The 13,325-nt window shown below is 73.3% G+C and carries 8 protein-coding genes; 6 read left to right on the forward strand and 2 right to left on the reverse strand.

Annotated elements, in window-relative coordinates:
* Window positions 1-42: 42 nt before the first annotated feature.
* Complete coding sequence (locus tag QSK30_RS16455; RefSeq protein WP_285503724.1) at window positions 43-5,835, reverse strand: ExeM/NucH family extracellular endonuclease; 5,793 nt, start codon at window positions 5,833-5,835, stop codon at window positions 43-45.
* A 514-nt stretch (window positions 5,836-6,349) separates the two neighbouring features.
* Complete coding sequence (locus QSK30_RS16460) at window positions 6,350-7,408, reverse strand: hypothetical protein (protein ID WP_285503726.1); 1,059 nt, start codon at window positions 7,406-7,408, stop codon at window positions 6,350-6,352.
* Between the two features lie 322 nt (window positions 7,409-7,730).
* On the opposite strand from QSK30_RS16460, the gene QSK30_RS16465 reads away from it, so the two are divergent.
* The 6 genes from QSK30_RS16465 (at window position 7,731) to QSK30_RS16490 (ending at window position 12,532) form a co-directional block, all read left to right on the forward strand.
* Complete coding sequence (locus tag QSK30_RS16465) at window positions 7,731-8,834, forward strand: LLM class flavin-dependent oxidoreductase (protein WP_285503727.1); 1,104 nt, start codon at window positions 7,731-7,733, stop codon at window positions 8,832-8,834.
* A 97-nt stretch (window positions 8,835-8,931) separates the two neighbouring features.
* Window positions 8,932-9,369: an RrF2 family transcriptional regulator gene (locus QSK30_RS16470; protein ID WP_285503728.1), complete on the forward strand. Its 438-nt coding sequence runs from the start codon at window positions 8,932-8,934 to the stop codon at window positions 9,367-9,369.
* Complete coding sequence (locus QSK30_RS16475; protein ID WP_285503729.1) at window positions 9,366-9,812, forward strand: cupin domain-containing protein; 447 nt, start codon at window positions 9,366-9,368, stop codon at window positions 9,810-9,812. Before QSK30_RS16470 ends, QSK30_RS16475 begins: the two co-directional genes overlap by 4 nt.
* 5 nt (window positions 9,813-9,817) lie before the next feature.
* Complete coding sequence (locus QSK30_RS16480; RefSeq protein WP_285503730.1) at window positions 9,818-10,684, forward strand: DsbA family protein; 867 nt, start codon at window positions 9,818-9,820, stop codon at window positions 10,682-10,684.
* 101 nt (window positions 10,685-10,785) lie between these two features.
* Window positions 10,786-11,766, forward strand: a complete 981-nt coding sequence (locus QSK30_RS16485; protein ID WP_285503732.1) for an ABC transporter substrate-binding protein — start codon at window positions 10,786-10,788, stop codon at window positions 11,764-11,766.
* Window positions 11,767-12,022: 256 nt separating this feature from the next.
* Complete coding sequence (locus QSK30_RS16490) at window positions 12,023-12,532, forward strand: hypothetical protein (protein ID WP_285503733.1); 510 nt, start codon at window positions 12,023-12,025, stop codon at window positions 12,530-12,532.
* Window positions 12,533-13,325 lie beyond the last annotated feature (793 nt).

The following is a 13,325-nucleotide window of genomic DNA, read 5'->3' on the forward strand; positions in this document are numbered from 1 at the left end:
GGCGCGCCCGGGAGTCCGGGCGCGCCCCTCATCGGCTCTGCGTCAGTTCAGGGTGAGCTTCACCGGCACCTTCTGCACCGGCGCGTCCGGGTAGGTGATCGAGACCGACACCGTCACCTGGCCGGTCGGCTTCTTCGCCGTCTTCCACGGGAAGACGAACGAGTCGCTGGTCGGGTCGTAGAGCGGGGTGACCGAGCCGAGCGTCTGCGCGCCCTCGGCGGAGACCGTGACGCGGCCGCTGAGGAAGAGCAGGGCCGAGGCGAGCTTGGGCAGCGGGGTGCCGTTGGCGTCGACCAGCTGGAAGCGGATCGTCACCAGGGAACCGGCCGCCGCCCGCGAACCGTCCACAGGGGACAGTACGCGCACGCCCAGGCGGACCAGGTGGGTCGCCGTGCCGGTGCTCGGCGCGGACGAGGTGTCACCGCTGTAGGCGGCCTGGACCTGGTGGCCGCCCAGGGCCAGGGTGGCGATCGACTGGCTCGTCGCGACGCCGCCGGCGAGGGCGACCGGGCCGCCGAAGGCTCGTCCATCCACAGTGAACTGGACGGTGCCGCCGGGCACCACGGCCCCGGAAACCCTTGCCGTGAAACGAACCGCGCCACCGATGATGGACGGGCTCGGGGAGGCGGTGACCACCGTGGTCGTCGCCGACTGGGTGATCTTGAGCGTCAGCGAGCGGTCGGCCGAGGACACCGAGTTGCGCGCCCGCACCACCACGGTGAACATGCCCGCGGTGAGGGGCGTGCCGGTGATCCGTCCCTCAGCGGACACCGTCAGGCCGGCCGGGAGGCCGGTGGCGGTGAAGGTGACCGATTCGCCGCCGGTGTGCGGGATCGTCGCCGAGTACGCGACGCCGACCGCGCCGTCGGGGAGCGGGGCGCCGATGGTCACCGGCTCCACCGCCGAGACCGACACCGGGGCCGAGGTGGACCCGGTCAGCGCGGGGCTGCCCGAGTACACAGCCGTCAGCGAGTGGGTGCCCGCCGACAGCGGCACGTTCAGCGTGGCCACACCACCGGTCAGCGCGACGTCACCGAGGACCGTTGCCCCGTCCCGGAAAGTGACCGAGCCGGTGGCGGGGACACTCGCCGTGACGGTTGCCGTGAGCGCCACGGCTGAGCCAGCGGCCACCGGGTTCGGCGTCGCGGTCAGCGTGGTCGCGCTGGTGCCCACCGAGACCCGCACGGTGGCGGTGATCTCGTTGGAGCCGTAGGCGTTGGTGGCGCGCACCGTGAAGGTCCGCTCCCCCGCCTCGGTCGGCGTGCCGCTGAGCACGCCCTCCTCGCTGAGGAACAGGCCCGCGGGCAGCGTGCCCGCGGCCAGGCTCACCGCGCCGGTCGCGGTGAAGGCGAACGAGTACGGCGTGCCCACCGTCGCCGGAGTCGGCGTGCCGGAGATCGTCGCCGGGGCACCGGGGCGCAAGCCGACCAGGACCGGGTCGTGGTCGCTGGTGCGGAAGCGGTCCGGCGCGTAGAGCGAGGCCACCTGGGCCGGGGTCTTGAACTCGGTGTTGTAGTCGAGCACCGACGGCTCGTCGGAGTTGTGGTGCGCCTCGCCCGCGCCGGTCACCTGGGGGACCAGCGACGACGACGCGAGCGCGTAGTCGAGGTAGCCCCACTGGCCGTCGAAGACGTAGGAGTAGGTGTCGACGCCGTTGTAGGCCTTGGGCAGGTTGACGTAGCCCGCGGCCTCCAGGGTGGCGATCGGGTCCTCGCCGGCGTAGGAGTTCAGGTCGCCGACGACCAGCACGTCGGGGTCACCGGCGGCCGGGACGACGGTGCCCGAGAGCCACGACGCCAGCTCGGTGGCCTGCGCGGTGCGGCGGGCGTTCCAGCAGCTCTGCCCGTCGCCCTGGTCGGTGTCCGGCCCGGTGGTCGGGCAGGAGCCCTTGGACTTGAAGTGGTTGGCCACCACGGTGAACCGCGCGCCGTCGTTCGTGCGGAAGGTCTGCGCCACCGGGCGCCGCTCGAAGATCGGGTTCTGGTCGACGAAGGTCGCGCCCACGACCGGGGTCACCGACGCCGTGCGGTAGAGCAGGGCTGTCTTGATCGCGTCCGTGCCCGCCACGTCGACCACGCCGGTCGCCGCGTCAGCGTCCACATAGGACCAGGCGCCCGGGCCGTCGGCCGCGTTGAGCGCGCCGACCAGGGCCTGGATCGCGCTGCCCGGGCCGTAGCCGTCGTTCTCGAGTTCCATGACGCCGGTGACGTCGGCGCCCAGGAAGCGGATCGAGGCGACCTCCTTGGCGAGCTGGCGCTGGTACTCGGCGTCGTTGTTGGCGCCGCGGCAGTCCGCCGGACCGCCCAGGGTGCCGAAGGTGCAGCCGGTGTAGGTGTTGAAGAAGTTGAGCAGGTTGGCGCCCGCCACGTGCAGCGAGGCCGCGCCGGTCGCCGGGCGGGTGGTCGGGCGCTGGTTCACCGCGTCGAACACCGCGTTGCCGCCGAGCGCGCCGACCGGGCGCAGCCGGTAGGCGTTGCCGCTGGCCGCGTTGCCCGCCCAGGTGTAGGTGAGCACGCCGACCGGGTCGGTGACCGTGTCGCCGCCGCGCAGCGTGTTCGCCGCCGAGAGCGGCTGACCACCCCGGCCGAAGACGATCGGGTCCGGGTTCTGGCCGTTGGTGTCGTCGTCGATGATCAACCGGTTGAGGTTGTTGGCGTTCTGCTTCGCCTGCACCGCCGCCTGGTCGGTCGCGCGGATCACCGAGGTCGGCTGCTGGAGCTTGCCGCCCGCGGAGACCACGACCTGGCCGAACCGGCCGAGCTGGAAGTGCTCGGTGACGGTGAGCGTCTGGTGGAAGCGGACCAGCATGCCCTCGACCGACTCGAGGTCGGCGGCGTCGGCGCGCGGCAGGGTCAGGTCGGTCGGGGTGACCGCGGCGGAGGTGCCGCAGCGCTGCACGCCGGTGGTCGAGGCGGTGAGCTGGGTCTGGCCCTGGAACTCGGAGACCGGGCCGGTGACCTGGACGACGTCGCCGTTGGCGACCTGGTTGGCGCCGTTGTCGAAGACGAAGATCCCGTCCGAAGTGGACGCGTCGCCGTCACCGCCGTCCTGCAGGTAGAAACCGCGCAGGGCGGGCTGGGCGCCCTCGTAGTCGCCGACCACGGTGCCGCGCACGGTCACCGTCTGGCCCGCCTTCGGGCTCACGTCGGTGGTGCCCTGCACGGAGCCGATGGTGATCACCGGCGAGGTGCACGCGGGGGCCGCGCCGACCGCGACGGTGGCGCCGACGGCCTTGCGCTGCCACAGCGGGAGCTCCTTGGCGATGGTGCCGTCGCCGTAGAAGACCGCGTCGCCGTCGTCGGTGAGGACCTGGACGGACGCGCTGTCGGTCAGCGGGTTCGGGATGTCGGCGATCGCCTCGGGCTTGCCGACCGCGTTGAACGCGTCGAGCGAGCCCGCACGCGGCAGCGGCTGGTGGGTGGCGTCGCCGTCCCAGCCGTAGAACTTGTACTCGCCCGCGGCGCCGGTGCCCGCGTCCGACGGACCGGCGATGACCAGGTACTGGTTGGCGGCGTTGCGGCGGATCTCCCGCACGCCCTTGCCACCGAGGTCCCAGCGCAGCGGCGCGCCGAAGCTCGCGGTGACGCCGGTGGTCGGGTTGGCGGTGACCAGCGCGGCGGCGTTGGTCACCGGGACGACGATCGCCTTGCCGTCGGCGGTCAGCGGACCGCGGAAGGCGAGCAGCAGGGTGGTGCCGTCGGCGGCGAACTCGGCGCCCTCGATGTTGACCCCGGTGGGGCCACCGGCGCCGTCACCCTCGGGGGCGCGGGCCGCGGCGGCGGCGAGGCCGAGCGGGTTGCCGTTGGCCTGGTCCCAGGCGACGAGGTCGTCGCGCAGGTGCTGGTAGCTGCCGCCGAGGGCGAGCGAGGCGCCCGTGCCGGTGCCGGTCACCGTGGTGGTGAACAGCTCCTGGCGGTTGAGCCGGGTCTTGGCCGAGGAGTTCTGGCCCTGCGAGCCGACCCAGAAGATCGTGTCGCCGGTGCGCGCGGCGGCCTCGACGTCGATCTCGCGGGTGACGTCGGTGTCGCGCAGCGCCAGACCCGCGGCCCGCACGTCGAACGACTGCGCGGGGTAGCGGGAGTGCTCGCGGTCGTAGACGCGCAGCACGTTGGTCTCGTCGTCGGCGACGGCGATCGCGCCGTTGCCGAGGTCGATCGCGGTGCTGGCGTCGCTGGCGCCGTAGAAGTTGCGCTGGCCCGCGGGGAGCGCGCCGGAGACCGCGACCGGGAAGGTCGTGGCGGAGCTGAGGGCGCCGTCGGTGACCGTGACGGTCAGCGTGGTGCGGCCGACCGCGACCGGGTTCACGGTGAGGGTGCGGACGTCGCCGGTGCCGGTGGTGCCGCCGGTCGCGATGGCCGGGTCGGCGCTGGTGACGGTGACGGTGAGGCCGCTCGCCGGGGTCTCGGCGTCACCGACGGTGACGGTGCGCACGGCGGGCGGGTTGTCCGGGTCACCAACGGTGAGCGCGAGCTCGGGCACCGGGACCGGCCCGACGGTGGGCGCGGTGTTGGTGCCGCCGGTGACCGTGACGGTGGCGGTACGGCTCTCGACCTGGCCGCCGGGGCCGGTGACCCGGACGCGGTAGGCGGTCGTCGCGGTGAGCGCGGGGGTGGTGAACGACGCCTGCGTGGCGCCCGCGATCGCGTCAGTGCCGGAGAACCACTGGTAGGTCAGCGGGCCGGTGCCGGAGGCGGTGACGGTGAGGGTCGCGGTACCGCCCGGGGCGACGCTGGAGTCCTGCGGCTCGGTGGTGATCGCGGGGGCGGTCGTCGACGCGGCCGGGGCGAGCGCGACACCGCGCAGGGCGGTGTTGGTCGCGGCGGTGCGCAGGGTGACCGAGGTGGCCGCGATCGGGGCGGCGGAGGCGGCGGTGTCGTCGACCTTGACCAGCAGGTTGGTGCTGGTGGTGGCGAACAGGGTCACGCCGGAGGGGGTGACCTCGCCGGTGATCCCCCGGGTGGCCGCGCCCGCCGGGCGGAACGAGCCGCGCGCGGTCCAGGCGGTGCCGTCGGAGGAGAACTTGAGGACGCCGCCGGTGGCGGAGTCGTCGGCGACGTAGAGCGTGTCGACGCCGGGGACGGCCGGGTCGCGGTCGAGCGCGACGATGCCGTACGGGCTGGCCGCGGGCACGGTCAGCGCCGGGGTCTGGCCGCCGGTGGTGGGCAGGCCGGTGCCGACGGAGTAGACGCCGGTGGTGCCGCTGCCGGAGCTGACGTAGAGCTGGCCGCCGCCGATGACCGCGGTGCGCAGGTTCGTCGGGGCGGCGGTGTTGATCTGCGTGGTGGCGCCGGTGGTGCCCAGGTTCGCCAGCCGGACGCCGCCGTTGGCGCCGACGACCCAGAAGCGGGAACCGTCGTCGGTGGCCGCGCCGCGCACGTTGTTGGCGCTGAAGGTGTCGGTGATCGTCGTGCTGGCGTCGACGGTCCCCTGCCCGTCGACCCGCGCGACGACGCGGTTGACCGCGGCCGACGTCGTCCCCGCGACCCCGGCGGTGCCCGGGTCGGCGTCGTAGCCCGCGAGGGTCAGGTAGCGACCGTCGGCCGAACGGGTGAGGGCGCCCTCGGAGGTCGCCGACCCGCTGAGGGTGACCCGCTTGCCGGCGGTCGGCAGCGGGACGGACTGCACGAGCACGCCCGCCGGGGTGTACTCGTCGAGGAACACCGCCGTGGCGGCACTGCTCAGCGCGGCGTCCCCGGTCCCCACCCGGGCCACCACGACGTTCCCGGGCGCGAACCCGGCCGCCGCCGCGGCCTGCCCCTGCACCACCACAGCCGTGCCGACCGCGAGCGCGGCCACCACCACCCCGACCAACCCACGTCGCAGACGTGAACCCACGTCGTCTCCCACTCCTCGACGGACAGTGCCGAGTGAACCTAGATCGCGCGGGCAAGTCCCCGATAGACCTGTTCGGGCAACGTTCAACCAGCGGTCATCCGGCGTCGCCGTTACTGGATGGCGGGTGATGTGTTGTCGTTCTCGTTGCCCAGGTATGGGCGGGGGCGATCTAGGAGGTGTGTCGCGAGGTTGCCGTCTTCGTTGCCCGAGTAAGAGCGGGGGCTCGATCTAGTGAACTCGCTTCGCGCGGGGCCCCTAGAGCACCGCGGTGGCGAAAAAAGGGCGGGTGAAGGACATCCCCACCACACGGCAAGTTTAGCGGCACTCCTCCCCCACACGAAGCGAGTCCACTAGATCGAGCATCCGTAACGGGACTTGCGTTCCAGCGAGGGCGGCCTATCCGCTGCGGTACCAGCGGGCGCGGAATGCCACCGCGGTTTGGCGGGATCGGGATTCTCTTGCGTACCAGCGGGGTCTGCCTATCCGCTGCGGTTGGTGGAGCCTCTCCCGAGGGCTAGAGGTGTAAGTCCATGATGTCGAAGACCTGGCTGGCCCAGACCCAGGTGGAGAACTCCACTGCGGCGCCCGGGACGGTGCGGTCGGAGCAGAAGCCGAGGAGTCGGTTGTCGTGGTCGAGGAGGGCGGCGCCGGAGTCGCCCGCGGCGGTGACTGGGCGGGTGTAGACGCGGACTGCCGCGTGGTGGGGGCCTGCGACTATCGCTGGGTCGTAGCCGGTCACGATGGTGTCCACCGGCCCTGATCTGGCGCCATCGAAGTGGACTGGGGTGGCTGCCGGGGGGACGTGTGTCGGGCCGCACAGGTGGGCCGCTCGGGTGCCGGGGTGGGTGGTCGGGCAGCTCAGGGTGGCCACGTCGACCACGTGGTTCAGGTCGACCACCTCGACCGCGTGGCCGTTCACGGAGGGGTGCTGGGTGCCGTCGACAACGTGGGCCGCTGTGGTGAGGACGGTGGCGCCGCGGGCGTCGGTGGCCAGGACGCCGACGGTGCCCCGGCGTCCGCCCGCGCCGGTGACCGCGGCCGGGGTGGCGGCGGTGGGCTCGAGGGCGGGCTCGGGGATGACGAGGACCTCGTAGGAGCGCTGGAAGGTGAAGTCCCGCAGGGCCGCGACGGCGTCCTCGGCTTGGCCGCCCCAGCTGACGAAGCGGTCGACGATCGCGCGCAGCGGGCCGGGTACCGGGTCGTCGTGGGCGCAGCCCGATCCGCGCAGTGGGAGGAACAGGTCCGGGTACGGATCGGTCTCGACCACCACCGGATCGGCGCCGTAGGTCCGGCCCGGGTCGAGCACGACCAAGTCGTAGCGCCTGCCGTCGGCGTGTGGGACGACGATCGTGCGCACGTCGTCGAGGACGGCCGAGGACGCGCCTGCCGCGGCCAGCTGCAACCGGACGGCGGCGAGGGAGACCATGCTGTGCCAGAAGGCCGCCGCCACCAACGGTTCCAGGCGGGACAGCGGCACCCCGATCCCCTCGGCCAAGCGGATGCCGGGGGCGTCCCAGCGCAGCCGCTCACCCTCGGTGCCGACCTGCTGGTCGACGAGCTCGACGAGGTCCACTCCGGCTCCCCCCTGGACCGCACGGACGCGCGTGATCACTGCATCGCGGCACGGACCGGGGTGTTACCTGCCGTCCCGTCCGCCGGCGACTATCCGTCGCGACACTGTCCACACCAGACAGATGGTGGTGCGCGCCGGGGAGGCGACGAACACCACACCGTGGTGGTGCGCCCCCACCGGGCGGTCGGCCTCGGACCATAGGGCGCCCCGACGCCCCGGGACAGCCCCGTCCACCCAATGGACACCTCGACCTGCCCAATTGACGGCGAGCCGCCCCGGCGGCTTCGCTACAGGTGGTTCCGGTGCGCGGAAGGGGAAGCGGATGACCGTCGAGTTCGTCGGCATGATCGGCACGCGCGACCAGAGTGAGACCCGGCCGCCCAGTGGTCCGGTGGTCGACCCGGCCTATGTGCGCCGGTTCGCCCGGGCGCACGAGGACGGCGGCTTCGACCGGGTGCTGATCGGCTACGGCTCGGGGTGGCCGGAGGGTCAGCAGGTGGCCGCCTTCACCGCGGCCAACACCGAGCGGCTCGGGCTGCTGGTGGCGCACCGGCCCGGGTTCGTGGCACCGACGCTGGCGGCGCGCGCGTTCGCCACCCTCGACCACTTCAGCGGCGGTCGGGTGGCGGTGCACATCATCACCGGCGGCAGCGACGTCGAGCAGGCGCGCGACGGCGACTACCTGCCCAAGGACGAGCGCTACGCGCGCACAGACGAGTACCTCGACATAGTCAAGCAGGCGTGGGAGTCCGACACCGCGTTCTCGCACGCGGGCACCCACTACCGCCTCGACGGCTACCGCGCCGAGGTCCGCCCGCTCAACGGTCCCCGGCTGCCGATCTACTTCGGTGGGTCGTCCGAGGCGGCCTACCGGGTCGGCGGCAAGCACGCCGACACGTTCGCGCTGTGGGGCGAGCCGCTGGCCGAGACCGCGCAGCAGATCGCCTCGGTGCGCGCGGCGGCCGCGGCGGCGGGGCGGGCGAGCGCGCCCGGGATCAGCGTGTCGTTCCGCCCGATCCTCGGCCCGACCGAGGAGCTGGCCTGGGAGCGGGCGCACCGGATCCTCGACACGATCAAGGGCGGCGGCGGGCCCCAGGTGACCAAGCAGTGGCGCGGCGCGGGTGAGCCGGCCAACGTGGGCAGCCTGCGGCTGCTGGCGGCCGCCCGCAAGGCCGACCGGCACGACCGGGCGCTGTGGACCGCGCCCGCGGCCGCCACCGGCGCGGCGGGCAACTCGACCGCGCTGGTGGGCACCCCGGAGACCGTCGCGCGGGCGCTGCTGGACTACGTCGACATCGGCGTGACCACGCTGTTGATCCGCGGTTACGACCCGCTCGACGACGCCATCGACTACGGCCGCCACCTGCTGCCGCTGGTCCGGCAAGAGCTGGCCCACCGGCAGCGCGCCCAGGTGGCCGCGGTATGACGGGAACGCGCCGGGCGGTGGCTGGGGTGGTGCGCGGGGCCCTCGCACCACAGTCCACGCCCGGTGGCACCCGGCCCGCGCGGGGATGATGGGCGGCATGCGCATCTCGGCCAAGGCTGACTACGCGATCCGGGTGCTGCTCGAGCTGGCCGCGGACACCAGCGGGCCGATCACCTGCGAGGCGGTGGCGTCCACCCAGGACATCCCGCCGCGGTTCATCAAGGCGGTGATCCGCGACCTGCGCGCGGCCGGGCTGGTGCGCAGCCAGCGCGGCTGCGAGGGCGGCTACTGGCTCGCCCGCGACGCCGGGACGATCACCGTGCGGGACGCGGTGGCCGCGGTCGACGGCGAGCACCTCAGCATCCGCGGCGAGCCGCGCCCGGCGGTCGCCTACCACGGCACGGCGGGCCACCTCGCCGATTTCTGGTCCGATGTGGAGGCCCAGTTGACGCTGGTCCTGCGCGCGACCACCATCGCCCAACTGCTCGCGGGGACCGACCGCGCGGCGGGCCAACCAGAGAGGAACACCCGGTGACCGACCACTGGCACCGGCCGCTGCGGCACATCCGCGGCGCCGACCTGTCCGGCGACACCACCCAGACCAGCGGGATGACCCGGCTGGAGGCGGTGTCGAGCAAGACCGTCGGGTCGAGCAAGGTGTGGATGGGCGAGACGCACGTCGGCCCGGCCACCAACTCCGGCGACCACCACCACGGCGAGGCCGAGACGGCGATCTACATCCAGTCCGGGCACCCGGTCTTCGTCTTCGCCGAGGGCGACCAGGAGGTGCGGATCGAGACCGGGCCGGGCGACTACATCTTCGTGCCGCCGTACGTGGCCCACCGCGAGGAGAACCCGGGCGACGAGCCCGCGGTGGTGATCATCGCGCGGAGCAGCCAGGAGGGCGTGGTGGTCAACCTGCCCAGCCTGTGGGCGCCGGTCGAGATCCCCGTCGAGCCCGACGCGCCCGCGAGCTGAGACCCGTGCTCGAGGTCGTCGAGTACACCGACCCGGCCTGCCCGTGGGCGTGGGGCAGCGAGCCCAGGCTGCGCTGGCTGCGCCTGCGGCTGGCACCGCTGCCGCACCGGTGGCGGCGGGTGTTCGGGATCCTGTTCGACGACGACGAGGAACCGGCGCCGGACCCGGCGGCCGAGGCGGCCTGGTACGCCGGGTTCATCGCCGAGGTCGCCGGGCACACCGGCGCCCCGCACGCGGGCGGGCTGTCCTGGCTCACCCGGAGCAGCCTGCCCGCCTCGCTGGCGGCCAAGGCCGCCGAGGCGCAGGGGCCCGAGGTGGCCGAGCGGGTGCTGCGCAGGCTGCGGGAGAGCACGTTCCTGCGCGGCACGCCCGCCGACGACGAGGCCGGTGTGCTGGCCGCGGTGGCCGGGGTGCCGGGCCTGGACACCGCCCGGCTGCGCGCCGACCTGGTCGCGGCGGCCACCCGGGAGGCGGTGCTCGCCGACCGGGCCGAGACCCGGCGGCCGGATCCGTCCGTGCTGGCGCTGCGGGCCCCCGGCCCGCACAGCGGCCGGGCCAAGGAGATCGACGGCGGGGTCCGCTACGCCCTGCCGACGCTGGTGTTCAGCGGACCGGACGGCCGGGTGATCGTCGCGGGGTGGCGCCCGCTGTCGGATTACGTCGCGGCCGTGCGCGCGGTGTCCGGCCACGTCCTCGACCCCACGCCGCCGCTCACCGCGCGGGATGCCTTGCGCCACTTCGAAACCCTCAGCCTGCCCGAACTGCACCTGCTGACCGGCGGCACCGAGCCACCCGCAGGCGGTGTGCTCACCCAGACCGCTAATGGTCCATTGTGGACCGATGGGCGAACGTTTCAGCGTCCCGTGCAATGAGAACCCTGCCACGGGCGTTGACTCGCCGTAACGGGCGACGACAATGGACATGTCGAGGTGGGTATTTCCCCACCGGCCCCCTCCCGCGCTGGAGCCGCCGCATGCCCACGAAACGCTCGCTTCCCCAAACGGTCTTGCTGGTCCTCGCCGCGATCCTCGGCGCCGCCGCGCTCACCGCATGCGGACCCTCTACTTCGGACTCCTCGGGCCAGGTCGTGCTCCGGGTCGGCGACCAGACCGGCGCGACCCAGTCCCGGCTGCGCGCCGCCGGACTGCTCGACGGCCTGCCGTACAAGATCGAGTGGTCGCAGTTCGCCGCCGCGGTCAACCTGCACGAGGCCCTGCGCGCGAACGCGGTCGACATCGGCGGCGCGAGCGACTCCCCCACGGTCACCGCGATCGCGAACGGCTCAAAGATCAGGGTCGCCGCCGCTTGGACCAACGGCGGCCGCGGCACGTACCTGCTGGTGCCCAAGGACAGCCCCGCCAAGACCGTCGCGGACCTGAAGGGCAAGCGGATCTCACCCACCACCAAGGGAAGCGTCGCGCACTACCTGGTGATCGGCGAACTGACCAAGGCCGGATTGACCGACAAGGACGTCACCCTCAACTTCCTCGCCCCCACCGAGGCGAACGCCGCGTTCTCCACCGGGCAAATCGACGCCTGGGCCACCTGGAGCGTCTACGCGGTGCGGGCCCGCACCGAGCAGGGCGCCCGGGTGCTCAGTGACGGCACCGGCGTCAACACCGGCCTCAACGTACTCAGCGCGACCGACTCGGCATTGGCGGACAAGGGAAAGCGCGACGCCATCACCGACTTCACCCGCCGGTTGGACAAGTCCTACGCATGGTCGCGCGACAACCCCGAAGCCTTCGAAAAGTGGTACGCGGAATTCGCCCACCAGCCCCGGGAGATCGCCGCACAGGTACGGCCGGACGAGACCGCGTACCAGCGGGTTCCGGTGGACGGCGAATTGGCGGGGAAGCTGCAGAAGACCTACGACACGTGGGTGCGACAGGGCTTGTTCCCCGGCGGCAAGGACCTCAAGCAGTACGTGGACACCGGGTTCGACACCCCCTGAGCGCACGCGGGTGATGAGACTCGCCGGCCCAGTTCGCCGCCGGCGACTCCGGGCAAACCAGCACGGTTCCGGGCAAACCAGCACGGTTCCGGGCAAACCAGCACGGTTCCGGGCAAACCAGCACGGTTCCGGGCAAACCAGCACGGTTCCGGGCAAACCAGCACGGTTCCGGGCAAACCAGCACGGTTCCGGGGCCGCTCACCCAGGGGTGAGCGGCCCCGGCCGTCACTCGCGGCGCTGCAGCAGACTCGGGCCGATGATCCGCCGCACAACGCGGCGCAGGATCGGCTTGGGCGGCGTGGACTGGGCGGCTTGCTGGGCAGTCGGCAGTGACTCGGCCGGCACCGGCGCGGGTGGGGTCGACGGTGGCCGCGATGTCGGGTTCGGTGCGGGGGACGGTGACACCTGCGGCACCGAGGGCGCCTGCCGCGCCTGCTCGGGCGCTGACGGCTGGCCAGGTGCCGATGCCCGCTGGGGTGCGGGCGACCGCTCGGGTGCTGGGGTTGACGGCGCCAGCGTCGACGGCCGCGGTGCCGTCGGTCCGGACGCGGGCAATGCCGACGCCGGTGGCGCTGGTCGCCGCGGGGCCATCGGCACGGGCACCACCCCGGACTCGGCGGTTTCCGACGACGGGGGCCACAGCGGGGCCGGCGCAGGTACCACTGGTGTCCGCGGCGCCGAGGTGGCGGCTTGGGCGGGGGATGAAGCAGGTGCCCCCGATGCCTGCGCCCCGGCGGCGGCCACATCGCGGCCTGCCGCAGTTTGACCGGGTGCCGACACTGCCCGCGGCGAGGCCACAGCTTGCTTGGGCACAGCCCGACCAGGAACTGACGCCGGTGCCGCTGGTGTCCGTGGCGTGGCCACGGCACGGGTCCGAGCTGGAGCAGGTGCCACCGCCGCCTGCGCGCCGGCCACAGCTCCAGCCGCCGCGACTCGATCGGGCGCAGCCCGGTCGGCCGCAGCTCCGGCGGCCACAGCCCGGTCAGCTATAACCCGGTCGGGCACAGCCCGATCAGCCACAACTCGGGCAGCCACAGCCGGATGGGCTACGGCCCGGTCAACCACAGCTCCCGCAGCCACAGCCCGATTGGACGCTGCCCGGCCAGCCACAGCTCCGGTAGCCCGGCCGGGCGCAGCTCCGACAGCCACAGCCCGATCGGCTACAACCCGCTCAACCACAGCTCCCGCAGCCACAGCCGGATCGGCTACGGTCCGGCCAGCCACAGCTCCGGCGGCCCTGGCTCGGTCGGGCACAGCCCGAGCGGGAGCCGACCCGAGCGCCGCTGACGCCTCCGGCGCGGCAGCCGGGACAGCGCGGCTGGACGCGACCCGCGCGGAAGACCCCGCAGGCGCCGTCACTGCTTGTCGGGCGGATGCGCCCGCCGCCCGATCGACCTGTGGGGCCAGCGCAACTACAGCCCGATCGATCTGCGGGGTGGGTGCACCTACGGCCCGGCCGACCTGCGGGGTGGGTGCACCTACCGCTCGATCGAGTGGGGCCTGAGCGGGAGCCGCCACCGGTGCAGGCACTGCCTGGGTAGCGGCCACGGCCGCAACGC

The organism is Actinokineospora sp. NBRC 105648 (assembly GCF_030269645.1).
Classification (GTDB): domain Bacteria; phylum Actinomycetota; class Actinomycetes; order Mycobacteriales; family Pseudonocardiaceae; genus Actinokineospora.